Source organism: Chitinophaga sp. RCC_12 (genome assembly GCF_041360695.1).
Classification (GTDB): Bacteria; Bacteroidota; Bacteroidia; order Chitinophagales; family Chitinophagaceae; genus Chitinophaga.
The window spans coordinates 43,756-68,822 of sequence record NZ_JBFUPS010000016.1 but is presented as its reverse complement, the minus strand read 5'-3'; the positions used below and the strand labels follow the sequence as shown (position 1 = coordinate 68,822).

General features: G+C 45.8%; 23 protein-coding genes and 1 tRNA gene. 14 read left to right on the top strand and 10 right to left on the bottom strand.

Features of this window, described 5'->3' with window-relative positions:
* The first annotated feature begins 47 nt into the window (after positions 1–47).
* The 5 genes from AB6805_RS31205 (at position 48) to AB6805_RS31185 (ending at position 7,231) form a co-directional block, all read left to right on the top strand.
* Positions 48–4,058, top strand: a complete 4,011-nt coding sequence (locus AB6805_RS31205; RefSeq protein WP_370913355.1) for a response regulator — start codon at positions 48–50, stop codon at positions 4,056–4,058.
* Between the two features lie 5 nt (positions 4,059–4,063).
* Entirely contained in the window at positions 4,064–4,444 is a 381-nt protein-coding gene (locus tag AB6805_RS31200) for a response regulator (protein WP_370913354.1), read from the top strand.
* A complete protein-coding gene (locus tag AB6805_RS31195; protein WP_370913353.1) occupies positions 4,441–5,268 on the top strand; it encodes a protein-glutamate O-methyltransferase CheR in 828 nt (275 codons plus the stop codon). Before AB6805_RS31200 ends, AB6805_RS31195 begins: the two co-directional genes overlap by 4 nt.
* A gap of 18 nt (positions 5,269–5,286) precedes the next feature.
* Positions 5,287–5,859 carry a chemotaxis protein CheB gene (locus AB6805_RS31190; RefSeq protein WP_370913352.1) on the top strand — a complete coding sequence of 191 codons (573 nt, stop codon included), beginning with the start codon at positions 5,287–5,289 and terminating at the stop codon, positions 5,857–5,859.
* Between the two features lie 88 nt (positions 5,860–5,947).
* Complete coding sequence (locus AB6805_RS31185; protein WP_370913351.1) at positions 5,948–7,231, top strand: response regulator; 1,284 nt, start codon at positions 5,948–5,950, stop codon at positions 7,229–7,231.
* 53 nt (positions 7,232–7,284) lie between these two features.
* Here AB6805_RS31185 and AB6805_RS31180 read toward each other — a convergent pair.
* The 6 genes from AB6805_RS31180 to AB6805_RS31155 all read right to left on the bottom strand — a co-directional run bounded on the left by AB6805_RS31180 (position 7,285) and on the right by AB6805_RS31155 (position 12,989).
* Positions 7,285–7,357, bottom strand: a tRNA-Ala gene (locus AB6805_RS31180).
* Positions 7,358–7,413: 56 nt separating this feature from the next.
* Positions 7,414–7,833 carry a two-component system response regulator gene (locus tag AB6805_RS31175; RefSeq protein ID WP_370913350.1) on the bottom strand — a complete coding sequence of 140 codons (420 nt, stop codon included), beginning with the start codon at positions 7,831–7,833 and terminating at the stop codon, positions 7,414–7,416.
* Complete coding sequence (locus tag AB6805_RS31170) at positions 7,817–8,914, bottom strand: ATP-binding protein (RefSeq protein ID WP_370913349.1); 1,098 nt, start codon at positions 8,912–8,914, stop codon at positions 7,817–7,819. Before AB6805_RS31170 ends, AB6805_RS31175 begins: the two co-directional genes overlap by 17 nt.
* An 18-nt stretch (positions 8,915–8,932) precedes the next feature.
* Positions 8,933–11,083 (bottom strand): 7TM diverse intracellular signaling domain-containing protein, encoded by a 2,151-nt coding sequence (locus AB6805_RS31165; protein ID WP_370913348.1) that lies wholly within the window; start codon positions 11,081–11,083, stop codon positions 8,933–8,935.
* 71 nt (positions 11,084–11,154) lie between these two features.
* Entirely contained in the window at positions 11,155–11,805 is a 651-nt protein-coding gene (locus tag AB6805_RS31160; protein ID WP_370913347.1) for a hypothetical protein, read from the bottom strand.
* 86 nt (positions 11,806–11,891) lie between these two features.
* Positions 11,892–12,989 carry a ThiF family adenylyltransferase gene (locus AB6805_RS31155; protein WP_370913346.1) on the bottom strand — a complete coding sequence of 366 codons (1,098 nt, stop codon included), beginning with the start codon at positions 12,987–12,989 and terminating at the stop codon, positions 11,892–11,894.
* A 447-nt stretch (positions 12,990–13,436) separates the two neighbouring features.
* Between AB6805_RS31155 and AB6805_RS31150 the strand changes: the two genes are divergently transcribed.
* Entirely contained in the window at positions 13,437–14,165 is a 729-nt protein-coding gene (locus AB6805_RS31150) for a superoxide dismutase (RefSeq protein WP_370913345.1), read from the top strand.
* A gap of 218 nt (positions 14,166–14,383) precedes the next feature.
* On the opposite strand, the gene AB6805_RS31145 is transcribed toward AB6805_RS31150, so the two are convergent.
* The 3 genes from AB6805_RS31145 to AB6805_RS31135 all read right to left on the bottom strand — a co-directional run bounded on the left by AB6805_RS31145 (position 14,384) and on the right by AB6805_RS31135 (position 18,218).
* Positions 14,384–16,006, bottom strand: coding sequence for an ArnT family glycosyltransferase (locus tag AB6805_RS31145; protein WP_370913344.1), 1,623 nt, complete (start codon positions 16,004–16,006; stop codon positions 14,384–14,386).
* Between the two features lie 63 nt (positions 16,007–16,069).
* Positions 16,070–16,744: a phosphatase PAP2 family protein gene (locus AB6805_RS31140; RefSeq protein WP_370913343.1), complete on the bottom strand. Its 675-nt coding sequence runs from the start codon at positions 16,742–16,744 to the stop codon at positions 16,070–16,072.
* Between the two features lie 28 nt (positions 16,745–16,772).
* Positions 16,773–18,218 carry an LptF/LptG family permease gene (locus tag AB6805_RS31135; protein WP_370913342.1) on the bottom strand — a complete coding sequence of 482 codons (1,446 nt, stop codon included), beginning with the start codon at positions 18,216–18,218 and terminating at the stop codon, positions 16,773–16,775.
* A 132-nt stretch (positions 18,219–18,350) separates the two neighbouring features.
* Between AB6805_RS31135 and AB6805_RS31130 the strand changes: the two genes are divergently transcribed.
* Entirely contained in the window at positions 18,351–18,965 is a 615-nt protein-coding gene (locus AB6805_RS31130; protein WP_370913341.1) for a hypothetical protein, read from the top strand.
* On the opposite strand, the gene AB6805_RS31125 is transcribed toward AB6805_RS31130, so the two are convergent.
* Positions 18,962–19,342 carry an START-like domain-containing protein gene (locus tag AB6805_RS31125; RefSeq protein WP_079473597.1) on the bottom strand — a complete coding sequence of 127 codons (381 nt, stop codon included), beginning with the start codon at positions 19,340–19,342 and terminating at the stop codon, positions 18,962–18,964. The genes AB6805_RS31130 and AB6805_RS31125 overlap by 4 nt on opposite strands.
* Before the next feature lie 357 nt (positions 19,343–19,699).
* On the opposite strand from AB6805_RS31125, the gene AB6805_RS31120 reads away from it, so the two are divergent.
* The 7 genes from AB6805_RS31120 to AB6805_RS31090 all read left to right on the top strand — a co-directional run bounded on the left by AB6805_RS31120 (position 19,700) and on the right by AB6805_RS31090 (position 25,016).
* Positions 19,700–20,572, top strand: a complete 873-nt coding sequence (locus AB6805_RS31120; protein ID WP_209857032.1) for an RNA polymerase sigma factor RpoD/SigA — start codon at positions 19,700–19,702, stop codon at positions 20,570–20,572.
* Between the two features lie 273 nt (positions 20,573–20,845).
* A complete protein-coding gene (gene ffh / locus AB6805_RS31115) occupies positions 20,846–22,171 on the top strand; it encodes a signal recognition particle protein (protein ID WP_370913340.1) in 1,326 nt (441 codons plus the stop codon).
* A 109-nt stretch (positions 22,172–22,280) separates the two neighbouring features.
* Entirely contained in the window at positions 22,281–22,745 is a 465-nt protein-coding gene (rpsP, locus tag AB6805_RS31110; protein ID WP_370913339.1) for a 30S ribosomal protein S16, read from the top strand.
* 130 nt (positions 22,746–22,875) lie between these two features.
* A complete protein-coding gene (gene rimM, locus AB6805_RS31105; RefSeq protein WP_370913338.1) occupies positions 22,876–23,397 on the top strand; it encodes a ribosome maturation factor RimM in 522 nt (173 codons plus the stop codon).
* A gap of 36 nt (positions 23,398–23,433) precedes the next feature.
* The gene (trmD, locus tag AB6805_RS31100) at positions 23,434–24,105 is read left to right on the top strand and encodes a tRNA (guanosine(37)-N1)-methyltransferase TrmD (protein ID WP_370913337.1); all 672 of its coding nucleotides are present in this window, start codon (positions 23,434–23,436) and stop codon (positions 24,103–24,105) included.
* Positions 24,106–24,224: 119 nt separating this feature from the next.
* Entirely contained in the window at positions 24,225–24,572 is a 348-nt protein-coding gene (gene rplS / locus AB6805_RS31095) for a 50S ribosomal protein L19 (RefSeq protein ID WP_079473603.1), read from the top strand.
* A gap of 189 nt (positions 24,573–24,761) precedes the next feature.
* Entirely contained in the window at positions 24,762–25,016 is a 255-nt protein-coding gene (locus AB6805_RS31090) for a twin-arginine translocase TatA/TatE family subunit (protein WP_370913336.1), read from the top strand.
* The last annotated feature ends 51 nt before the right edge of the window (positions 25,017–25,067 follow it).

Below are 25,067 nucleotides of genomic sequence, written 5' to 3'. Positions count from 1 at the left end.
CAGTTTGCAGAATAGTGCCCCTGTAAAAATTAAACAAGCTCAGGCAAATGAAGAAATACTTTATGCAGCTCCCTCTTCCCAGGAAGCTGATGTTAGTTGCTGTAATACCGCTGGTGTGTCTCGTATATTTTGGTATAGCCGTATTCAATAAACAGACTGAAGATATAGATACTATTGATAACCTGGTGCAGAAAATTACCACTGCCACCACTATCATGAAAGTAGCCGATGAAATTCATATGGAACGCAGGAACAGTGTAAACTATGTACTGCAAACCGGAAGTCTGAATGATCTGCTCATGCAACGCGCCAAAACCGATCTGGCCATCGATGCGGTGAAAGGCAGGTTGCTGGCCAGCGACAGCCGCTTCTTCCAATACTCACTGCTAAATACACTCCCCAAAAAGAGAAAGGATATCGATAGTAAGAGTATGCCGCAACGGGAGGTACTGGACTATTATTCCAACCTTATTTTCCGCCTGAATGACCTGGCCAATACCAACACCCCGGATATCCCGGTATTAAAAGCCGTTCAGCAGGATATGAACGCGCAATACCTGCTGGCACAGATGGCAGCTTACCAGGGAATGATCCGCATGGATATTTATTATTTCATGCTGAAAAAAGAAGTGTGGCCGGAAGATTTTGCCCGCATAGAAAATAACGCCGACATGTTTGCAGCCCTGCGTGCAGAGCTGGTAGACAAAGCTTCTCCCGCCGTGTCAAAGGATTATCTTAAAACGGAATCCTCCAATGAAATGGTTATCACAAACGATTTTATTAAAAGCACCATCGCTTCCCGTAAAATTGATACCCTGTTTAATGCAGACTCCTGGTGGGACAATTCCACCGTGGCCGTGGATCAGCTGAAGCTGCTGCAGCGCGCCGTAATGGATAAAGTAGGCAGGGATGCAAAAATTATCTCCAAAAAAGAAAATGATCTAAAAACCCGCTACCTGCTTGTGTTGGTAGGTATCATCGTGTTGGTGGTGGTATTTATTTCCTTTACTATTAAAGGCATCACCGACAGCCTGGAACTACTGCGGGCAGCGGCTGTAAATATCGCAAAAGGAGTACCGGGATCGGCGCCCGAAGTACACACAAAAGATGCTATCGGAAGCCTGGGGCGTTCTTTTAATGTTATTGACCAAACCAACCAGGAACTGGCCACTGCGGCCGACAGTATCGGTAAGGGCAATTTTAATATTGATGTAAAACCCCGCAGCGAAAATGATGTACTCGGCCATGCAATAGTACAGATGGCCGCAGATCTGAAAACATTCCGCTATCATGCCGACCAGAAAATATGGATACAAACAGGTATTAACCGTCTCAGCGAAACGTTGCTGGGTGAAAAGGACATGGAGGCACTGAGTAAAGACGCGTTAACGGATGTGATACAATACATCGGCGCACAAACAGGGGTGCTGTACATCCGGTATTCCAATGAACTTCGTTTATCCGCTGAATATGCACTGTCGCCCGCCCATCCGGCCCCCCGCGTGGTTGAAGTAGGGAAAACCTTACTCGGGCAAAGCGTGTTACAAAAGGAACCATTATATCTCCGCGAAGCGCCGGATGATTTCCTGCATATCGCCGGCGCTGCAGCCTCCGCGCAACCGGGCCACGTGCTCATTATCCCGCTGATCCATGCAGGCGTTACGGAAGGCGTAGTAGAACTGGGTTCCCTGTTCCCTTTTAAAGAAAATGTGATCGACTTTGCCCAGCAGGCCGCTGTGAAAATCGCCATTGCCCTGCAAAGTACCCGGAGCCGTACCCGCCTGCAGGAACTGCTGGAAGAAACGCAGGCGCAGGCAGAAGAACTGCAAACACAACATACCGAACTCGAAAGCCTGAACGTAGAACTGGAAGCCCAAACACAAAAGCTCCAGGTGTCTGAAGAAGAGCTGAAAGTACAACAGGAAGAACTGATGCAGTCGAACGCTGAACTGGAAGAAAGAAGCCGTCTCCTCGAAGAAAAAAACCAGATCATCGTGGAACGGAACCTGGATATCCATAAGAAAGCAGAAGAGCTGGCACTCAGCACCCGCTACAAATCAGAGTTCCTGGCTAATATGTCGCATGAACTGCGTACACCGCTGAATTCTATCTTATTGTTATCAAGGCTCCTCTCTGAAAATCACGACACCAATCTTAACGGCGACCAGATCGAATATGCACAGGTGATCAATAGCTCCGGAAAAGGGCTGCTCACGCTGATAGACGAAATACTCGACCTCTCGAAAATAGAATCCGGCAAAATGGAACTGGAATTCAGCCAGGTATCCATTGCCGATATCAGTTCCAATATGCAGGCGTTGTTTGAACCAATGGCCAAAGAAAAAGGATTGCAGCTGTTGATACATAAAGACGCTGCGGTGCCGGCCAGTATTGAAACAGATCAGTTGAGACTGGAACAGATCCTCAAAAACCTGTTATCCAACGCCCTGAAATTTACCGCAAGGGGATTTGTCCGCATGGAAATACTGGAAGGAGAAACACCCGAAACCATCCGATTTGCAGTAAAAGATACCGGCATCGGTATACCGGCGGAAAAGCAACAGGTGATTTTTGAAGCTTTCCAGCAGGCTGATGGATCTACCCGGAGAAAATACGGTGGCACCGGCCTGGGGCTGTCTATCAGCCGGGAACTGGCCAAGCTGCTCGGCGGACATATTTCGGTGAGCAGTAAGAACAATGAGGGAAGTGAATTCGTCATTACGATCCCGGTGGTTCGTAAAACAGGAGCACCCGTAAGCCAACCTTTCGTACTGCCGTCGCCGGTAGTGGAAGAAACAGCCGCCGGTTTGAAACAGAGATACCTGTCGCCCACTGTTCCGGAAGACGTTTACGACGACCGTGGCCTCATTGAAAACGGCGATTCCGTAATACTCATCGTGGAAGATGATACGCATTTTGCGAAGGCGTTGCTCGACTTTACCCATGCAAGAGGATATAAAGGAATTGTATCTGTACGCGGTGATGAAGCCGCAGAACTGGCACGCATCTACAAACCACTGGGTATCCTGCTGGATATCCAGCTGCCCATAAAAGATGGCTGGCAGGTAATGGAAGAACTGAAAAGCGATCCGGCCACCAGGCCGATACCGGTACATATCATGTCTTCCATGGAAGCAAAAAAAGAAAGCCTCCTGAAAGGTGCGGTCGACTTTATCAGCAAGCCGGTAGACGTGCAAAGCATGCAACTGATCTTTGAAAAGATGGAGTTTGTATTGCAACGGTCTACCAAAAAAGTACTGATCCTGGAAGAAAATGCGAAGCACGCCAAAGCGCTGGCCTATTTCCTCAGTAACTACCACGTAAGTTCCGAAATCAGCAATACCGTGGAAGATGGCGTATCGCTGCTGCAACAGCAAGATGTGGACTGCGTAATCCTTGATATGGGAATTCCTGACCAGCGGGCTTATCAGGCGCTGGAAATGGTGAAAGAAATAAAGGGACTGGAAAATCTTCCTATTATCATTTTTACAGGTAAAAGTTTATCAAAGGCAGAAGAACAACGGATCCGGCAGTATGCTGATTCCATCGTGGTAAAAACGGCGCATTCCTATCAGCGCATGCTGGACGAAGTATCCCTGTTCCTGCACCTGGTATCTGAAAACGCGCCGGCTGCACAGGGTGGAAGTGGGAAGATGGGCGTATTGAATGAAGTGCTGAAAGATAAAACCGTGCTGGTGGCAGATGATGATGTACGCAATATTTTCTCTTTAACAAAAGCACTGGAAAAACACCAGATGAAAGTACTGTCTGCCATCGACGGTAACGAAGCGCTGCAGCAGCTGAAAGAACACCCGGTAGACGTAGTGCTGATGGACATGATGATGCCGGAAATGGACGGCTATGATGCCATTGCGGCTATCCGCAAACAACCGGGACTCAAAGGTTTGCCGGTGATTGCCGTTACCGCCAAAGCAATGATGGGCGACCGGGAAAAATGCCTGCAGGCGGGGGCCTCTGATTATATTTCCAAACCAGTGGATGTAGATCAGTTGCTATCCTTATTACGGGTATGGTTATACGATAAAGCCATGAAATAACTTTTATGGAACACAAACAGGTATTAATTGTAGATGATGACGCACGCAACATCTTTGCGTTAAAGGCAGTATTGCGATCCAGGAATATCCCATGCGTGGCTGTTGGCACCGGTGCGGAAGCATTACGGGTGTTATCGCCGGAGCATGCAATCGGCGCCGTGTTAATGGATATCATGATGCCGGATATGGATGGCTATGAAACGATTTCCGCTATCCGCGCCATGCCCTGGAACAGCCGCCTGCCGCTGATTGCCGTCACTGCAAAAGCGATGGTAGGCGATCGTGAAAAATGCCTGGAAGCAGGCGCCGATAATTATATTTCCAAACCAATTGATGTAGATGAGCTACTGTTGCAGCTACAACAATATTTATCTGAGCAAACGTGAGCAGGAACCCGATAAGTGAACAGGAAGTGTTGCTGTTACTGAATGACATACTGGAAAGGTATGGGTATGATTTTACAGAGTATGCGCCCGCCTCTATTAACCGGCGGGTAAACCATCTGTACCAGGTAGACCGCTTTCCCAGTTTTGCCGAATACCGCTACCGTATTATTTCCGATCCGGCATACGCATTACGTTTTGTGGAAGAAATAACGGTAAATGTAACGGAGATGTTCAGGGACCCGTCTTTCTACCAGGCATTGCGTACCCAGGTATTGCCGGTGCTGGCTACCTATCCGTCTATCCGGGTATGGCATGCCGGCTGCTCCACCGGGGAGGAAGTATATTCCTTTGCCATCCTGCTCAAAGAAGCGAAACTGCTGCACAAAGCAGTGATTTATGCTACCGATATCAATGCAGGCGTATTGGAAAAGGGACGCAAAGGAATGTTCCGGCTTTCACAAATGCAGCAATACTCCCGCAACTACATGGAAGCCGGTGGCCGGGAAGATTTCTCTTCCTATTATACGGCCAATTATGAATATGCCAAGTTCCGGGAAGACCTCGGGGAAAAGATCATTTTTTCCCCGCATAACCTGGTAACAGATGGCTCATTTAATGAATTCCAGTTGATCATTTGCCGCAATGTATTGATCTACTTTAATAAAAAACTACAGGACAGGGTATTAACGTTATTCAGTGAAAGTTTGGAGCAGCTGGGCTTCCTGGCGCTGGGAAGTAAGGAAACACTTAACTTTACCAGCGTGACCGGTAAATTTAAACAACTGGAAAACCGGGAGAAGATCTGGCGAAAGGTGCAGCTGTAATAACAAAATAAGAGGCATATGACTACAGCACCGTATTTAATTGTAATAGGCGGTTCTGCCGGGGGATTGCAACCTATCCTGACATTGTTACCAGGACTTGTTGCTTCACTTCCTGCAGCCATTTTAATTGTATTGCACCGCCAAAGCCATTATGAGTCGGTATTAACGGAGTTATTGTCTAGTAAATCCATCCTGCCGGTCAGAGAAGCTGGTGAGAAAGAACCCCTGTTACCGGCTACCGTCTACATCGCGCCGGCGGATTACCATTTACTGATAGAATCGGATCATACTTTTTCCCTGGATGATTCGGAGAAAGTGAATTTCAGCCGACCGAGTATTGACGTTACCTTTACTTCCGCAGCGCTGGCCTATGGCAGTAAAGTGACCGCCATACTGCTTTCCGGCGCCAACACAGATGGCACCGAAGGGCTGAAAGATGTACACGAGGCAGGAGGCACCACCGCAGTGCAGGACCCGGCTACAGCGGATGTGGATTACATGCCAAGACAAGCCATCCTCCAGGCGCCCGTTGACGCTATACTGCAGCCACAGGAAATGGCTGCCTTCATAAACCGAATGGCAGAGGTATGATTATTGAGCTGTCATTGTTTAAAAGTTTAAAAGAATAACATTGGGCCGCTTTCCACCCGTTGCCCGCCTGTTATAACGAGTATGTCGTATGATCTTAATTGTAGATGATAAGCCGGAAAATATACTGTCTATCAGGAAAACCCTCGAACTATACCGGTTCGAGGTGGATACCGCGCTATCCGGGGAAGAAGCCCTGAAGAAAATACTCAAACACAGCTACACACTTATCATCCTGGACGTGCAAATGCCCAGCATGGACGGCTTTGAAGTGGCGGAAGCACTGTCGGGGCACAGTAAAGCGAAGGACATTCCGATTATTTTCCTCTCTGCCGTGAATAAAGACAAACGGTTTATTGTAAAAGGATATGACTCCGGCGGTATCGACTATATCACCAAGCCGGTGGACCCGGATATCCTCCTGATGAAAGTAAAGACATTCTCCCGCCTTTATCAGCAATCGCAGGAACTGAAGCAAATGCATCAGTCGCTCAAAGAAGAAGTAGAGGTAAGAAAACTCGCACAGGAAGCACTGATAGCACACCAGCAACAGGTAAATGATATGCTGGAACAGAAAGTAAGGGAAAGGACAGAAGAACTGAGAGAGATCAATAAATCGCTGGAAGCCAGCAACCACGATCTGCAACAGTTTGCATCTGTCGCTTCCCATGACCTGAAAGAACCCCTGCGGAAAATTCAGCTTTTCGGCGCTATTTTAAGAGATAAGTTTCTGCATACGGACCCTAACGCCCTTTCCTATATGGAAAGGATTGTAGGCTCCTCAGAACGAATGGCAAGGCTCATCAACGACCTGTTGAACTATTCCCGTTTATCCGGGGCAAGCATAAACGAAGTTACCGACTTCAATAAAATCATACAGGAGATCCTGGTCGACCTGGAGCTGATGATCGTTGAACGGGATGCGGTCATCACTGTGGAAAAAATGCCTCAGATTGAAGCTGTGCCGGGGCAAATACGCCAGGTGTTTCAAAACATCATCAGCAACGCGTTAAAGTTTTCACGGAAAGATATACCTCCTCAGATACATATTACCGCAGATGTTGTAACGGATCTAAACCCCGACAGTGCCAGCTTTGAAGGCGGGCAGTACTGCCGCATTATTATCCGGGATAATGGAATCGGGTTCAATGAAAAATATCTTTCTAAAATATTTACCATCTTCCAGCGCCTCCACACTTCGGAACTCTATGAGGGCACCGGCATCGGACTGGCTATTGCCAAAAAAGTGATTGATAAACACGGCGGAGTTATCACCGCCAGGAGCAGGGAAGGAGAGGGCGCTGCCTTCATCATCGTATTACCCCTGAAACAAACCAGGCCTGTGGCCGCCGGCTTAACCGATGTACTGGCCTGATCGCCGGCTTTAGCCATAAAAAAAGCCCGACACATTGTGTCAGGCTTTACGGGTGGAGGATAACGGGCTCGAACCGTTCACCTCAAACATGCCATGCTTGCGCTCTACCAGATGAGCTAATCCCCCGTTTATTGCTTTCTTCGGGATGCAAAAATATATTTTTTCCTGTAAACACCAACATTTTATAGAAAATCTTTGAAAATTCCTTCCACGGTTTCTTTCAGATCTTTTAACAGCAAGGGTTTCCGGAGTAATTTAATTACCATGGGATTCGCGTTGGTACGGGTTATATCCCCATAATCCAGGGAAGAAGACACCATTACGATATGACATTGGGACTTAATCTTACTGGGATAAGAATCAAATGCCTGGAGAAATTCAAAGCCATCCATCTCCGGCATCTGGATATCCAGCAGGATAACAGTGGGCGGAATTTTAGGCAAGGCAATATTGGAAGACAGGAATTCCAGTGCCTTATTGGCATTTGCAAACGAAATGACCGTTCTGCTGATTTGTTGAAATCCGATCAACTTCTCATGCAGCAACAAATCAATTTCATTGTCATCAATCAATATGACTCGCAGGTCAGGTATCGAATTCATTTCTGTTGGGGATGGTAATTTCAAATTGGGTGCCCTCGCCATATTTGGACTCCACATTAATGGTACCGCCTATTTTACTCAATGCTTCCTTTACAATATACAAGCCAATACCACTGCCCGGTTTATTATTGTTTTTGGACCGGAAAAACATCTTGAAAATATTGTTCAGATGCTCGCTTAAAATGCCGATCCCGTTATCACGTATACAGATAGTTGCTTTGTGTGGCTCTACTTTAACCGCCAGGTTAACCATCGGGTTTGTTTCCTCCGGCTTCTGGTATTTAACAGCATTTGAAATAAGATTGTTCAAAATAACACTGATCCTGAAGGTATCCCCCCTGAAATCAACGGCCTGGTCCACATTGGTTTGAAAGCGGATCTGGGTATTCTGCGGTTTAAACGCAGTGATACAATCGTTCAGCAGGGTGTTGAAGTCAATTCTCTCATATTCTATCTCCAGGCGGGAATTACGGTAGTATTCAATGATCTTCTGGATGAAATCATCCAGTTTTAACACACAGGTTTCTACCATGTTTATATAACCATTGGGATCTACCACAGAATTATCCAGCCTCGACAGATTGATAATTCCCAGCACAGACATCAACGGTGAACGCAAATCATGCGAAGTGGAGTAAATAAACCGGTTGAGTTCATCATTCGTTTTTTCCAGCTCTTCTATCTTCTCCCGGAGTTGCTTTCGTGTGCGGTATATTTCGTAGGCATTGTTAATGGTTTTGTGCAGCTCATGCTCATCCCATGGCTTCTTGATATAGGAGTAGATGTGGCCCTTGTTAATGGCATCAATAATATCTTCCACATCCGTATAACCGGTCAGCAAAATGCGCATCGGGTCAGGCAGGATATCCTTTATTTCATTGAAGAATTCCACACCCGTAGCTACTGGCATTTTCTGATCGGCGATGATAATATGCACCATGATCTCCTTCAGCAGCAGTTTGCCTTCCTGCGCAGAAGTAGCGGTGTAGATTTCATAACTTCTGCGAAAGCTCGCTTTAAACGCGTTCAGGTTATGAATCTCATCATCTATGTATAATATTCTTATGCGGTTTTCTTTCATTGAAGGGCCTTATGGTTATTAGGATAAATGATTTGCGATACTAAGAGGTAAATATATAATAAATTCCGCTCCTTCACCCGGCGCTGAGTTCACAACGATCTTCCCTTTATGCTTCTCAATGATACTGAATACGATAGATAATCCCAGCCCGGTACCTTCCCCCACATCTTTGGTGGTGAAAAACGGATCAAAGATCTTTTCCCGCACCGCTTCCGACATGCCAATACCGGTATCTTTAATGGTAATAACAATGAAGCTGTTCTCCTGCCTGGTGGTAATGGAGATAAATTCATTATGATGCTCCTTCTTGCTTTTGATAGCATTCAGCGCATTGCTGAAAATGTTCATAAACACCTGGTTTATTTTACCGGCGTAACATTCAATCTTCGGCAAACCTGCGTAATCCTTTATGATGTTCACATAAGGTGGTATGGCATTACGAAGCAGTACCAGTGTGGAATCCAGTCCCTCGTGGATGTCAATGGATTTTACCTCGCTTTCATCCAGCCGGCTGAAAGTACGTAACCCCTTCACAATTTCGGCGGTGCGTGAAGCGCCGTCTTCTATACCTTTGATAAGCGACGAAATTTCTTCGTGGATGTAATCAATATCAATTTCTTTCTTGAACAGGGCAATATCCGCCAGTGATTTGGATATATCTGTGCTTACAGGTAATTCATCATAGCGGTTTAACAGCTCCCTCAGATCCGCGATATCCAGTTTCAACGGTTTGATATTGGATGTAACAAAGTTGATCGGGTTATTGATTTCATGCGCAATACCAGCCGTCAGCTGACCAAGCGATGCCATTTTCTCTTTTTCCACCAGCCGGGTTTGTGCATCTTTCAGGTTAGTTAAGGCCATGTTCAGTTCCAGGTTGGTGGCCTGCAGGTCTTCAGTTCTGTCCTTTACTTTACTTTCCAGTATGATGTTTTGTTCCCTTACCAGTCTTTCATTTTCCTGGGAAATAGCCAGGGCCATTTGCTGTGATGCTTCTTTTTCCGCCTTGAACACATTGATCTTATGGGCCAGTGCAAACGACAGCAGCAGTACTTCCACACCGGAACCAATCTGCAGCGCATAGTAGGTAAAGTTGTTATACGGCAGGATATTGAAATTGCGCAGTACAAAAACGAAAATACTGATGAGGAATATTGACCATGCCAACAGGAAGAAACGGGCTGCGTTTACTCCCTTCATACTGATACGGTAGGCAACAACAAAGGCCATCACCGCGGCGAGGAAAGCATCCAGCTGCACCAGTATCTGCGCATAATTATACATATCCAGGAAGGTGGGTATAAAGCAAAGCATGTACAGCACAATCCCGGTATTCATCAGCTTATGCCCCAGGGGGTAGTTCACCTTGGTAGACAGGAACTGCTGGATAAACACCAGCGCCGTAAGCCCGTTGAACACCGGCACCAGCACCGTGGCGTGCATGGCCAGCCATGGACTGTTGGGATACAGGAAACGGAAGGAATAACCCTGCAGCGTTACCTGGGTAAGCCCCACGCATATAATATAACTCACGTAAATGAGATAGCTGTTGTCACGGGTAGATATGTAAATAAAGAGATTATAAAAGGCCATGGCCAGGATAACGCCCACGTATATACCAAAAATCAGCTCCCGTTTGTTGTTCTTTTCAAAGATACTTTCGGGAGTGCCCAGGTAAATCGGTAGCTGTAGCTGTTCCCCGGCCTTTACTTTCAGATAGAACTGCCGTGTTTCATTCGGTAGCAGCCGTATAGGGAAATGATAATTCTGGTGGTCGTATCCCCGGTTTTTGTAAGCGGTAAACTCCCCCAGCCGGGTTTGCCTGATAGTGCCATCCGGCAACAGTTCGTATAGCGTGATGTCGTCTATAATAGGGTATTCCACCTCCAGCAGCAGCTTCTCCGCTTTCGACTGGTTATTGATGGAAAACCTTGCCCATTGGGTATATGGCGTGATCTGCAGGTTGGGTACGTCCTGCCCCGAAGCCTTGAATGCCTGCATGGGAGCTGAGGCAATAGTGAGCGTGTCTGCCTTATCAGTATATAGCTCAAGATAACCACCTATCTGTAACAGCGATTTGCTGTTTTTAAAAACAACAGGTTGTGCCGTTACATGAAACAGGACTAACAGGGTAAAGATTGACCATAAACCAACAATCTTGGACAGCATCACGAAAATAGATTAGTATCAGCCTTGAATTTATATGTTTTTTTCAGAAATACCGGCCCCGATTAATTGTTTTAAGGGGTAAAGTGGGCGTGTGTAGGGATCCGGAGGCTGTAGTTTACCTCGTAGGAACCCTTTGGGCCCACTTCTATTTTAGATTGCATTGGATTTTCACGCAGATCTGAAATCAGTAATTTCTCCTTGGGATCGGCATGTGGCAGCTCGTAGCAATCGTTGATCACCATAGCGGTGGCCAGGAAGTCGTCTTTCGGATAAAAGAACGTACCGTTATTTCCCAGTGATTCATCTATAACAAAACCTACACGTTTCCCTACCCGGGTGGTGATGGGTGCGCATAACACGTGATAGGTGTCTATCGGTAACTGTGCGCCCAATACAACACCTACTCTTGCCAGTACCTGGCTGCCGATTCCCATCCCGGCCACTTCTTTGGAATTCCACATTCCACAGATCTCTGCACTGCCTTTTTTTACATATGAATATATTTTCGGATCGTATTTGCCTATCGCCGTTTCAATGGGCAGTGGTAACACGCCGTCAGCAATCTGCACACGTGCCCCACCATATGTTTTGGTACGAGTATCGTCCTCCACTATGATCACTATTGTATTTTCATGTTGCATCCAGTCAGCGCTGCCGGATGTTACCTGGGCAATACCAAAATAAATTTCCAGCAACTTGAGGTGACCGGTATAAAATCTCATGCAAGCCTCAGGATCATCCGGAGCCCTAAATACCCTTACATTAATCATGACATTGCGGAATAGCGCTTATACAAGGCATAAGTATGTTAAACAATCAACTGCTCAAAATCTATGTAATACCTGCCTGAACTCTTTAACTGATCCAGGGCGATACGACGGCAGGTGTCGGCAACCAGGGCTCCTCCCAGTACAACTGAAGAGGCCAGCTGGGGCCATGTGGTAATAGTTTTACCAATCTCACCCAGGGAGAATTTCATCCTGTCAGATGCCTTGTCCAGCGCCAGCATGGGACTGAAGATGGGCAGCTTCTCCGCATCCGTTAAACCCTTTAAGGTATCAATATTCACCTCCGGTATCAAACCGTGCATAAGCGGCCGGTCCGGTTCAAGATCAAACCGCTCAATATCTATCATGCCCCTGTCGTTCATTTCCATAACAACCGGTATCTTCAGCGCTTTCGCCTTTATTCTGCTTAATATCTTAATATCAACGCCATCACATTCCTCCACAAAAATATCCAGCACACCACCGCCGGTAAAGAAGTCATCCATATTGGCTTCTGTCATGCCATCCTCGTAAATGCTTACTTTAATAAACGGATCCAGCTCCGCAATTTCACGGGCGGCTATCACCACTTTCGGCAATTGTATATTGTGCACACCACAACGGATCCTGTTCATGTTGGTCAGCTCCAGCCGGTCGAAATCTGCCAGCCGCAGTTCGCCACAGATACGCTCCATGACCAGCGTTAATGCGATCGATTGCCCAACGGATAAGCCGACAATACCGATCTTCTTTTTTGACAATACCGCAATTTCTTCCGCAGTAATTTTATGCTGGTTCCTGCTGGTACGTAACTCAATAAACTCCGCTTCATTTACCAGGTGCACCAGCTGGTCGTTCCAGGGATAGTATACCCACACGCCATATTTTTCGGGGGAAATACCACCAAGATGTGCCTGTACTTTTTCCTCGTATTCCTCTGCAGTCAAGCGTTTGGTAGGATTCCTGATTTTCATCAGCTCCTTTAACTGAGAGTCGATATGGTCGTTGATGCGTAGGTGCGGATGGGTTTCCAGAAGGGTCTCGAAGGACTGAAGGTCTTGTGCGTGCTTCAAATCATAAAAAACAGGCTTGTAGTCATTGCTCTTATCCTGTTGTTTCCTGAGGTACTCTTGTATCATGTTTCCTGCTTTATCGAGGTTGGACCAGGATTGCTTGCACTGAATGACGCTAAATTATCGTGTGTAAAGCAATTCCTGTTGCTCTTTAGTATTCGCTTAAAATATTAATTATATCTGATCGGTTATTACGTTGGCGCATTGGCGGGTTAATGAACAGGTTCCTTTGTTTGCCTGCCAGGCCCGGGATAAATATATCTGGCAATCACACAATTAATTGCAACTTTTCATTACAAAAATGATATGAATGTAAGGTAAAATAGTAATTTAATATGAAAACAAAGTAAAAGTTTCCCTTTATTTTGATATTAAATCATCGTTTTTATACTTTTACCTTAGTTTTAATATTAGTTTTCATCTCTCTCCACCAACGAGATTTGGTTTAATATTTGCGGCATTCCCGGCCTGACTCGATCTTTATTACTCAATAATATATTTAAATAATAAAACATGGATAAGAGAGAATTTCTCAAGCTTACCAGTCTTGCCGGCGCCGCCATCCTGAGCGGGCCATTGAGCAGCCTGGCCACTTCTTCTGTATCCGGCCAGCCGGCCTTTGCCGATCCTAAAGCCCCCTTTGTTCTACCTGCGTTGCCTTACGCATATGATGCCCTTGAGCCTCATATCGACAAGCTCACTATGGAAATTCACCACGATAAGCACCATGCTGCCTATGTGAAGAACCTGAATGATAACCTCGCCGGTACAGCATTTGCAACACTGTCGCTCGAAGAAATCATGAACAAAGTGACGGACAAAGATAAAGCCATTCGCAATAACGGTGGCGGACATTATAATCACTCCCTCTTCTGGACATTATTGTCGCCCACAAAAAAGACGCCTTCTGATAAGCTGAAGTCAGCCATCACCAGCGCTTTCGGCAGCTGGGAAGCATTCCAGACAAAATTCAATGATGCCGCAAAAACTGTTTTCGGCTCCGGCTGGGCATGGCTCATCGTAACCCCGGATAAGAAACTGGCTGTCATCAATACACCTAACCAGGACAATCCGCTGATGCATAATATCGTGAAAGATAAGGGCACACCCATCCTGGCGCTCGACGTATGGGAACACGCCTACTACCTGAAACACCAGAACAAACGCCCGGAATACATCGACGCTTTCTGGAATGCCGTAAACTGGGATGAAGTGGAGAAACGCTATAAAGCAGCGGTGTAATCGCCTCCGGTGCGGATTTTGTCTTTCTCGCTGATTACGCTGATTATACTGATTACCTGGATTTTTACTTTTGGATTTTATAAAGGATTAAGGGAGATAGAAGCGGATATCCGCTCTTATCTCCCTTAATTATTAAATCTCAAAATCAAAAAAAATCCAAAAGTAAAAATCCAGGTAATCAGTATAATCAGCGTAATCAGCGAGAAAGACAAAATCCGCTATTTCCGCTTCAGGAACACGAAGCCGTTCTTCTCACCAATCACCTCCAGGTTAGGGTGGCGCCGGTAAGGCTCACTATCCGTAATACGGCAAATGAAGTAGGCGGGCTTGTCGATCCGGCCATTCAGGAGCCAGTCTTCGTTGTAATAGTTCTTATTGGAATGTGGCAGCTCTCTTGAATAGTAATGCTGCGCATAACTGTGGTATCCTAACGCCTTCACATATACGTCTTTCCCTTGCAGGGAAATGAAATAGTCTATGGCAGCGCGTTGTGAATAGGCTTCTATCTTAGGCACAAAATGTACTACTGTTACCTGTATCACTAATATGGAACTGATAAACAAACACATCAATCCTTTGCTGATCTTCCGGCGTATCAGCAATACACTGCTTATAATAACAAGTATAATATAACCTGTGCCATATCCGGCTTCGGCTACCGACCAGGGCACTGCTGCCTGCAGGTTGGCTACCGCGAATTTATCGCCGATGTATGGGATCAGCAGGTCTTTGTAAACACCTACCAACGGCAATACTGCAATCGCCAATCCGAGCACAATACCGATGAAAAGTATCAGGGCAATATTCCAGCCACGCAGCCGCTGCTTTCCCTCAGAGAGCAGGTATACCTGCCAGGCCGCAAGAAAAGACAGGGGGAAATAACACAGCGAAGAATAATGTACAATCTTTGTTTTTACAATAGAGAAAAGGATCAGTACTACCCAGAATAACACCCACATCCATACTTTGAAATCCTTCAGTTCAATGGCGGCAGGAGTGGAGTAGATCGTTTTTTTCCTGCTTTGTAAATAGGTGAAAAGAAATGTGCTCGCCGGAAAACAGCCTATCAGCAATACAATCCAGTGATAAAAGAAAGGACCGCCATGACCGGCATCTTCCGTAGTAAGCAGACGGATCTGGTAAGCCACAAATTCATTGACAAACCACCAGCCATGCGCTGCAATCTCATATCCAAACCACAACAGCGTGGTAATACAGGCAAACAAGGCGATTAAGCCAAGGTGGGAAAACCGGATACTGATCTTTCCTTTATTCCAGATCCAGTATATCAACAGGCACAATAAAGCTACCAGTATGGCTACCGGTCCTTTGGTCAATACAGCCAGTCCGAGGAATAAGCCACTTAAAATGGCCGTACGGAAAGGTTTATGGTTATACCCGATGCGATAGGCAAAGTAGATAGAAAGGAAGATGAAGAAATTAAACGTAGGATCGATGATACCTGACTTAAAATAAAAATGCGGTAACCAGGAGCCCGCATATACCAGCGCCCACCAGAAACCGAATCTTTCATCCACTGTTTTTTTCCCGATGGCAAATAAACTGATCAGGGTGGCAATGCCGATGATGGCATTGGGAAAACGGGCAGCAAAATCATTTACACCAAAAAGATGCATGCTTCCCGCCTGCATCCATATAAATAAGGGTGGTTTTTCCCAGAAAGGACGGAAATCGATCTGCACCTGGCTGTAGTTGTGGCTTACAATCATTTCGCGTGCTGCTTCCGCAAAGTTGATTTCGTCCCAGTCAAATAAATGTACGGCCCCAAGAAAAGGTATAAATAGTAAAGCGGCCACCAGGGCAATCAATAGGTATTTCATTGAAAGTATTTAAAAAATTGGATTACGAACGGTCAGCCTGTGACCGTTCGTAATGATGCCTTGCTATGTGGTGGCATTGGACTGTAAAAGCGCCTCTGCACATACTTCCGGCGACGACCTGGTGTCCCGGAAACTGAAAAGTCCATACACGATGACAGTACTTAAAGTCCCCACAATGCTGCCAACATATACATCTATAAAGAAATGCTGCGCCAGGTAAATGCGGGAATAACCGGCGCCAAGCGCCATTAATAATAACAGCAATCCCAGCTTTTTATTGCGCACAATTACGGCCAGAAAACTGAACATGCCAAAAGCCGCTGCGGAATGACCGGAAGGGAAACTGCAACTGCTGTGTACATTAACCCATCTCACCGTGTGCACCAGCGTAGCCGTTTCATCCCCGAAATAGGAGATGGGGCGTGGTGCATTATAATAATGTTTGGCCATCTGTACTACGATGGTGACCAGCAGCAGCACTGCCAGCCCGATAAAGAATAGCCGGAACCGCTGGGTTACCAGCATCAGGAACAGCACTATTCCAAACATAATCCCGTCACCGAGGTAGGTAAGCCCGGTAACAATAACATCGCCCCAGCCGGAATGTTCTCTGTTAATACTGAGAAACAGGTCCCGTTGGCTGTAAGTGGCTAACATCACTCCGCCCACTATTAGCCATAGCAGGAAGGGCAGAAAGAACCAGGAGTTCTTTCTGAACAGTGTAAACAGCGTTTTCAAGTCTGTAGGTTTTAAATTGTAGGTTGCTTTAAATCTCTTTAAGAACTTCTTTCTTTCTAAATCTTTGTAAGAACTTTTTTATTTGTTGAATAACGCGAAAATAGTACTCTTTATTAAAAAGCTGTGAGTCATTCATAGCCTTAACAATAAGGAAACCTGCAATGGGGAGTAACACCATATTTGATAGCCACATGCCCGACCAGGTGAACATCACGCCGTTTCTCGCCATCTTTTCACCTATCATGAAAAATACATTAAAAATCACAAAGAAGATCACGGCAAACACCAGTGGTGTGCCCAATCCTCCTTTTCTGATAATGGACCCCAGCGGGGCGCCTATCAGGAACATCACGATACAGGCAGCAGCAAGCGTGAATTTACGCTGCCATTCTACTTTGTGCATCAGGATTACACCGTGCTTGTCTTCAAACTCCTGGGTAGGCTGTTCGAGGGCGCTCTGCGTTTCACGGACATTCTGCTCAGCTCTTTCCAACACGGTACGGAGGCTCTTCTCCGGTATAATATCTTCAAATTCTTTTGCTTTCAACGGGGGGGCGCTGGCAGCCCAGGCGGAATCCTTCCATTTGAAGAAAGGGTAACGTACAGTAACATACGAATTTACGGTCTTGCTGTACTGGTTCTCTATTTTCTGCAGGGAATCTATTGCTACATCCAATTGCCTCACGTTCAGCATTTGCTGGTTGGAGGCAAAAAGATCCATGTTAAGGCGGTTAAAAGCAAATGAACTCAGGTCAAATGCTTTGCTGTATTTTTTAAAGCCCAGCCTGATCATGTCGCCGGGAACTGTGTATCCGCGGTTGTTCCGCTCTTCATAACGCCAGCCATTGTCCAGGATGAAATACAGGAAACGCTTGTTGGCCGTAAGTACCATCTGTCCTTTTTCCGCGAGGATGATGCGGTCGCCGCCACCACTCTGATGGTCGAAGATCATCACCTGGTGGATGGTTTGGTTGTCTTTATCCTTTTGGGCTACCTTAATGGTATAGCCGGGAATATCTTTATAAAATACGCCTGCCTTGATATTAAAGGCCGGTTTGGAGTTGGTAATGTCGTAGAGCAGTGATTTGGCCTGGAGGTTGGCTACGGGGATCACATAGTTGGCAAACAAAAAGGCCAGGAAAGCGATTACGGAGCACACCAGCAGCAGCGGGCGGATAAAGCGCAACAGGGAAATGCCGGAAGATTTTAACGCCACCAGCTCGAAACTTTCTCCCAGGTTACCAAAGGTCATAATGGAAGACAGCAACACCGCAAGGGGAAGGGCCAGGGTTACCAGCGTGGCGCTGGTATAGGCAATGAGTTGTATGATTACACCCGTATCCAGGCCTTTACCTACCAGGTCGTCCACATACTTCCAGAGGAACTGCATTACCAGTACGAATAAGGTAACAAAGAAGGTAGCTACAAAGGGACCCAAAAAGGTTTTTATAATTAGTTTGTCGAGTTTTTTCACTGATAATGCGGTATTAAAAAGATGGAATCCCGATCTTCGTATTCTACTGGTCAGGATACTCCTAAACGGTAAAGTTAGCACGAATTCACAAAGGAGTGTTAGGGAGAACCTGAAAATACCGTTAAAATTTATATGGAAAGTTTTGAATTAACACCGGAAGAAGCAGCCGTTATAGAAAGCACGCACTTTATTCTCCTGAAAAACAGTGCAATAGGGAAGGTAATGGTGTTGATGGGGAAGCTGCAGGAAGCGCTGGCAGCGTACGACCGTAACAGTAGTTTCCCGTTTAAGCCTGAGTGGCTGCTGCAGGGCGGTAAAATTTCAAAGGGGGAGCAGTACAAGGGGCTGCCCTGGGTAATGCTGGACTACCCGCGTTATTTTAGTAAAACGGAAGTTTTTGCGTTTCGCACCATGTTCTGGTGGGGGCATTATTTTAGCGCTACCCTGCACCTGGCAGGTAACGTGAAGCGCTATTACAGTCCTGTTCTTGAAAGCAGTTACACAAAACTGGCGGAAGCCGGATTTCAGGTATATGTTCAGGAAGATCCCTGGGAGCATGATTTCGAAAACGGAAATTACTGTTTCATAAACACCTTAAGTTTAGATGAGTGGAAGACGCTGATTAGCCGGAACGATTTCATCAAAGTGGCTAAACCTTTCGTGATCGGTCATTGGGGCAAAATAATTACTGATGTAGTGGAGGCCTATGCTGCGCTACTCAATATACTTGAAAATAAAGGGGCTTAACTGCCGATGCGGTGGAAGAGATCTTTCACCTGGTATTCCCATAGTTGACTTTGGTCCTTCACTTCTTTCTTCTCTGCGAAATCTTTTACTACCAGGATAGTTTCATTCGTTACTTCAGAAATTTGTATGCGGAACTCAAAATATTCCTCTTTGGGAGCATGCGTCCAGTGCAGCCGGATGTACTCATCCTCTTCCTGTTCCAGTACTTCCGCTTCTTCAGCCGTACCGTTCCATGAAAAGGAAAAAACATTATCCCTGAAATCAACCCTATCGGCGAACCATTCCTGCAAACCGGCAGGGGTCGATAAGAATTCATACAGGATACCGGGTGAGCACCTTACCGGAAATTCTAACTCATAAAGCACTTTCTTAGACATCTCTCAAATAATTAGTAAATCAATATCATCCAGTTGCAATTATAGAAAATATTTTACTCTGTCAAAATAATTTACGGTTTTTTTTTATAGAATACATAAAAAGTTTACACGTCTTAATAAAACTATATATATTACATTTATAATAAATATAAAACAGCCACATATGATAGCGCTGTCTGCTTCGCCTCTATAGTGGCGAATTTCCGCGACATTTGCAAGCCCTTAATGATCAATCGATTTTATTTGGAAATGATTTAAAAACAATAGATTTTTTTTGGTGGCTATCTAAAAAAAGTTATTTTTGTCAGGCATTCATCAAATCTTAACTTTTTATTAACCTGTAACTGTTCCGACTCTATGTCAATGCGCCAACTTAAAATCACTAAATCCATTACCAACAGGGAATCACAATCCCTGGAGAAGTATCTGCAGGAGATTGGGAAAGTGGATTTAATTACGCCGGAAGAAGAGGTAAACCTGGCTATCCGGATCAAGCAGGGCGATCAGAGAGCGTTGGAGAAGCTTACAAAAGCAAACCTCCGCTTTGTGGTATCCGTTGCGAAACAGTACCAGAACCAGGGCCTGTCGCTCAGTGACCTGATCAACGAGGGGAACCTCGGGTTAATTAAAGCTGCTCAACGTTTTGATGAAACGCGCGGTTTTAAATTCATTTCCTACGCCGTTTGGTGGATCCGTCAGTCTATCCTGCAGGCACTGGCAGAACAATCCAGGATTGTTCGCCTCCCGCTTAACAAAGTGGGCCTGAGCAACAAGATCAGCAAAGCGTACTCCCAGCTGGAACAGGAATATGAAAGAGAACCATCTCCCGATGAACTGGCTACCATCCTCGAAATCAATACGGAAGAAGTGGAAGCAACCCTCGGTGTTGCCGCCCGTCACGTATCTATGGACGCGCCTTTTATCGACGGGGAAGATAACTCCCTGCTGGATGTACTCGAAAACCCGAATGCCGTTAGCGCTGACGAAGAACTGGATCACCACGATTCCCTCCGCCGCGAAATCGAGCGCTCACTCTCTACTTTAACAGACCGTCAGAAAGATGTGATCATGCTGTACTTCGGCATCGCCGTTGAACATCCCATGTCACTCGAAGATATTGGCGAAAAATTTGGCCTGACCCGCGAACGCGTACGCCAGATCAAAGACAAAGCCATCACCAAATTAAGAACTACCTCCAGGAGCAAGTTGCTGCGCAACTACCTCGGATAACGCGCGAATGTTGTCTTACTCAGGATTACGCTGATTAGGCTGATTACCTTGAGTTTTTAGTTGATTTTGTAAAGATTTTTAAAGATTAGCGAAGCTTGTTGCGGTAGATAATACCACAACATTCTTCGCTAATCTTTTTTAATCCCAAATGATCAAATCCAGGTAATCAGCCTAATCAGCGTAATCCTGAGTAAGACAAACTCCGCGTAAGACAAAATCCGCGCGAGAATCCGCAAAAAAATATACTTTTGCAGTCCGTTTAAAATACCAACAATGTTTGAATCATTATCAGAGAGACTAGACTCCGCGTTTAAACAGCTTAAAGGGGAAGGCCGGATTTCAGAAATAAATATCGCCTCTACCGTTAAAGAAATCCGTCGTGCATTGGTGGATGCGGATGTGAACTATAAAATTGCCAAGGAATTTACAGATAAAGTAAAGGATAAAGCGCTGGGAGAAAAGGTGTTAACAGCTATTTCGCCCGGACAGCTCATGGTGAAGATCGTAAAGGACGAACTGGCCGAACTTATGGGCGGCACCGAAGCAGAATTCGACCTCAAATCCAATCCTACCGTTGTACTGATCGCAGGTTTGCAGGGTTCGGGTAAAACCACCTTCTCCGGTAAACTGGGTAACTTCCTGAAAACAAAGAGAAATAAGAAACCCTTACTGGTAGCAGCCGATATCTACCGCCCAGCGGCGATAGACCAGCTGAAAGTACTGGGAGAGCAGATAGGGGTGGAAGTTTACAGCGAACCGGAAAATAAGAATGCCGTTCAGATCGCTGAAAACGCCATCAAACACGCGAAAGCCAATAACTTCAACGTTATCATCATCGATACTGCCGGCCGTTTGGCGGTTGACGAAGTGATGATGAACGAAGTAGCCGCTGTAAAAGCTGCGGTGAAACCACAGGAAATCCTGTTCGTGGTGGATTCCATGACCGGCCAGGATGCGGTAAATACCGCCAAAGCGTTCAACGAACGCCTGGACTTTACCGGCGTGGTGCTCACCAAACTGGATGGCGATACCCGCGGTGGTGCGGCACTGACCATCAAATACACGGTGGAAAAGCCCATCAAGTTCGTAAGTATGGGTGAAAAACTCGATACCCTCGATGTTTTCTACCCCGAACGTATGGCCCAGCGTATCCTCGGAATGGGGGATATCACCACCCTGGTGGAACGCGCCCAGGAACAGTTCAACGAAGAACAGGCCAAAAAGCTCGAAAAGAAAATCCGCCAGAACCAGTTCGATTTCGACGATTTCAAGGAACAACTCCAGCAGATCAAAAAAATGGGTAACCTGAAAGATTTGATGGGCATGATCCCCGGCGTGGGGAAGGCAGTGAAGGACCTGGACATCAGCGATGACGCTTTTAAGGGCATTGAGGCCATGATCAACTCCATGACGAAGGCGGAGCGTGCCGACCCGGATATGATCGACGGAAGCCGCCGCAAACGCATCGCAAAAGGCGCCGGAAAAAACATCCAGGACGTCAACCAGTTCATGAAACAGTTTGAACAGATGCGCCAGATGATGAAAATGATGAATAAATTTGGCGGTGGTGGTAAGGGTTTGAAAGGAATGGTGAGATAAACGGATCAGATTGATATAAATATTTTTTGCAAATACCAACTTACTGATTACATTTGCATCCCTAATTAAACAATATTTCCTAACTCGCAAAAAATAACTCGACTTATTTATGCCAGTAAAAATCAGACTGCAGAGACATGGCGCGAAAAAAAGGCCTTTCTATTTTATCGTAGTAGCCGACGCCCGCGCACCAAGAGATGGTAAATTCATCCAGAAAATTGGTACTTACAATCCTTTAACAGTTCCGGCTTCCATCAACATCGATACCGAAAAGGCATTGCGTTGGTTGCAGAAAGGTGCACAACCTACCGACACTGTTAGAAGAATCTTGTCATTCAAAGGTGTATTGTATTTGAAACACCTGTTAAGAGGTGTTACTTTGAACCTGTTCGACGAGCCTACTGCTTACCAGAAGTTCGCACAATGGCAAGCTGAACACGAACAGAAAGTTTCTGCCCGCCGCGACGGTCACAAGAAAGCAAGGATTGCTGCTCCAATCGTAAGAAAGGTAGAAGACACTCCGGCTGCTCCAGCGACTGAAGCACCAGCAGCAGAAGAAGGTAACGAAGCATAAAACGGCAACGTTTTAACAATACCTGAAAAAGGAAATATTTGCAACCGCAAATGTTTCCTTTTTTAATTTTTGTTAATAGCCTCATCAGCAATCAGTTACCTGATCCGCTAAAGTCCGACAGCAAAAAATTATGAGTAATTATTTCAGTATAGGTAAACTGGCCTCCGCGCACGGTTTGCAGGGCGACCTGGTTTTAAGGCACAGCCTCGGCAAAAGATCTGCGCTGAAAGGTGTAACCGTTATATTCCTGGAGGAGCGCAAAAACAGCTTTATTCCCTACTTTATACAGCAGGTAACCGTAAAGGATGCAGAAAGCGTATACATCAAGCTGGAAGGAATAGATACCAAGGAAGCCGCACACAAACTGATGCCCGCTCAGGTATACCTGCAGGAAGAAGACTTCAAACAACAAACCGCTTCCTCTGCACCCCTTGCTTTGCTGGGATTTGCCGTGGAAGACCAGCAATATGGCCCCCTGGGCACTATTGAGGAAGTCATTGAAATGCCTATGCAGGTACTCGTAAAAGTATTCATCAAGGGCAAAGAAGCCCTGCTGCCGGTCAATGAGCAGTCGCTGGTGAAAGTAGACAAGAAGAACCAGACGGTACACCTCAACCTCCCGGATGGTTTGATTGAATTATACACCGGTTGATCTGACGGATTCAACTGTTATAAAGGGCACACAATCATGCGAATAGATATAATCACCGTATTACCGGAATTGCTCGAAAGCCCGCTGTCACACTCTATCATGAAGAGAGCACAGGCAAAAGGCTTACTGGAAGTTCACGTACACCCGCTCAGGCAGTATTCCAACCTGAAACACAACCAGGTAGACGACTACCAGTTTGGTGGTGGTGCAGGCATGGTAATGATGCTGGAGCCTATTGTAAATGCGATTGAATCGCTCCAGGCAAAAGTGCAGTACGATGAGGTGATCTACCTCACCCCCGATGGCGAAACGCTGAACCAGAAAATGGCCAACCAGCTGTCGCTCAAAGGCAATCTGCTCATGCTTTGCGGGCACTATAAAGGTATCGATCAGCGCATCCGCGATCACTTTATCACCAAAGAGATCTCCATCGGCGATTACGTGCTGAGCGGGGGAGAGTTGGGCGCCGCCGTACTGGTGGATGCCATTGGACGCCTCCTGCCCGGCGTGCTGAATAATGAAACCAGCGCCCTTACAGACTCCTTCCAGGACAATTTACTGGCGCCGCCGGTATACACCCGCCCGGAAGAGTTCCGTGGATGGAAGGTGCCGGAAATCCTCCTGAGCGGAGATCACAAAAAGATCGACGAATGGAGACACCAGGAATCAGTAGAAAGAACAAAACAACGCAGGCCCGACCTGTTATAACTTAATGATACATAGGTCATATAGAGCGCTTTACCATTTGATAGGGATAATTTCTTGATTTTTAATTTGGTAAATGCTATTTCTTGACTTACTTTTGCACTCCCATAAATATTTGAAAGATGAACGCAATTTCGTTTGTTCACGAACAACTGACAGCTAACAAACAGTACCCGAAGTTTAAAGCAGGCGACAACGTCACTGTCAACTATAAAATCGTGGAAGGTAATAAAGAAAGGATTCAGTCCTTTAAAGGTGATGTGTTGAAAATCCAGGGTACGGGATCAACAATGTCTTTCACTGTTAGAAAAATTTCTGATGGCATTGGTGTGGAAAGACTGTTTCCGCTTTACTCTCCTCATATCGATGGTATCGTGTTGAACAAGGTAGGTAAAGTAAGAAGAGCTAAGCTTTACTATCTGCGCGAACGTGCTGGTAAGAAAGCCCGTATCAAAGAAAAAAGGGTTTAGTATAAATACAGGGAAATTTGTTAAAAGCGGGACCATTACCGGTGCCGCTTTTTTCGTGTGCTTAAAATGGTATTAAAACTAGCGCAGGATTGCCCATAACGGTAAAAAAGCCGATTATATCTGCTATCTTTGTTGACTGAACTTTTAAACATTGAGAAGATGACTGCTGTTTTTTTAAATTCATCATTTTTGATCCTTCAGGACATTGGAATGTCCGAGCTGCTGTTGATTGCTGTGGTAGTATTGCTGCTCTTCGGAGGTAAAAAAATTCCCGAATTAATGCGTGGCCTCGGTAAAGGTATCCGCGAGTTTAATGACGCAAAGAACAATGTGCGCCAGGAAATCGAAGAAGGAATGAGGGAAAAGCCCGTTCAGGCTGCAGCACCGGCCACTACAGATGCACCACATACCAGCACTGAAGAAGCTCCACTGCCCAAAGTATAAATTGTAGCCAACTCCCTAAAAGGAGTATTTTTCTGTTAATTTAATTTAACT

Excerpts from the sequence above, each read along its gene's own strand:
- AB6805_RS31205 (WP_370913355.1), top strand. The coding sequence starts at position 48 with ATGAAGAAATACTTTATGCAGCTCCCTCTTCCCAGGAAGCTGATGTTA.
- AB6805_RS31125 (WP_079473597.1), bottom strand. The coding sequence starts at position 19,342 with ATGTCTAAGAAAGTGCTTTATGAGTTAGAATTTCCGGTAAGGTGCTCA.
- AB6805_RS31190 (WP_370913352.1), top strand. The coding sequence starts at position 5,287 with ATGACTACAGCACCGTATTTAATTGTAATAGGCGGTTCTGCCGGGGGA.
- rpsP (WP_370913339.1), top strand. The coding sequence starts at position 22,281 with ATGCCAGTAAAAATCAGACTGCAGAGACATGGCGCGAAAAAAAGGCCT.
- AB6805_RS31155 (WP_370913346.1), bottom strand. The coding sequence starts at position 12,989 with ATGATACAAGAGTACCTCAGGAAACAACAGGATAAGAGCAATGACTAC.
- AB6805_RS31170 (WP_370913349.1), bottom strand. The coding sequence starts at position 8,914 with ATGAAAGAAAACCGCATAAGAATATTATACATAGATGATGAGATTCAT.
- AB6805_RS31200 (WP_370913354.1), top strand. The coding sequence starts at position 4,064 with ATGGAACACAAACAGGTATTAATTGTAGATGATGACGCACGCAACATC.
- trmD (WP_370913337.1), top strand. The coding sequence starts at position 23,434 with ATGCGAATAGATATAATCACCGTATTACCGGAATTGCTCGAAAGCCCG.
- AB6805_RS31175 (WP_370913350.1), bottom strand. The coding sequence starts at position 7,833 with ATGAATTCGATACCTGACCTGCGAGTCATATTGATTGATGACAATGAA.
- AB6805_RS31150 (WP_370913345.1), top strand. The coding sequence starts at position 13,437 with ATGGATAAGAGAGAATTTCTCAAGCTTACCAGTCTTGCCGGCGCCGCC.
- AB6805_RS31145 (WP_370913344.1), bottom strand. The coding sequence starts at position 16,006 with ATGAAATACCTATTGATTGCCCTGGTGGCCGCTTTACTATTTATACCT.
- AB6805_RS31160 (WP_370913347.1), bottom strand. The coding sequence starts at position 11,805 with ATGAGATTTTATACCGGTCACCTCAAGTTGCTGGAAATTTATTTTGGT.
- AB6805_RS31185 (WP_370913351.1), top strand. The coding sequence starts at position 5,948 with ATGATCTTAATTGTAGATGATAAGCCGGAAAATATACTGTCTATCAGG.
- rimM (WP_370913338.1), top strand. The coding sequence starts at position 22,876 with ATGAGTAATTATTTCAGTATAGGTAAACTGGCCTCCGCGCACGGTTTG.
- AB6805_RS31165 (WP_370913348.1), bottom strand. The coding sequence starts at position 11,083 with ATGCTGTCCAAGATTGTTGGTTTATGGTCAATCTTTACCCTGTTAGTC.
- rplS (WP_079473603.1), top strand. The coding sequence starts at position 24,225 with ATGAACGCAATTTCGTTTGTTCACGAACAACTGACAGCTAACAAACAG.
- ffh (WP_370913340.1), top strand. The coding sequence starts at position 20,846 with ATGTTTGAATCATTATCAGAGAGACTAGACTCCGCGTTTAAACAGCTT.
- AB6805_RS31130 (WP_370913341.1), top strand. The coding sequence starts at position 18,351 with ATGGAAAGTTTTGAATTAACACCGGAAGAAGCAGCCGTTATAGAAAGC.
- AB6805_RS31120 (WP_209857032.1), top strand. The coding sequence starts at position 19,700 with ATGTCAATGCGCCAACTTAAAATCACTAAATCCATTACCAACAGGGAA.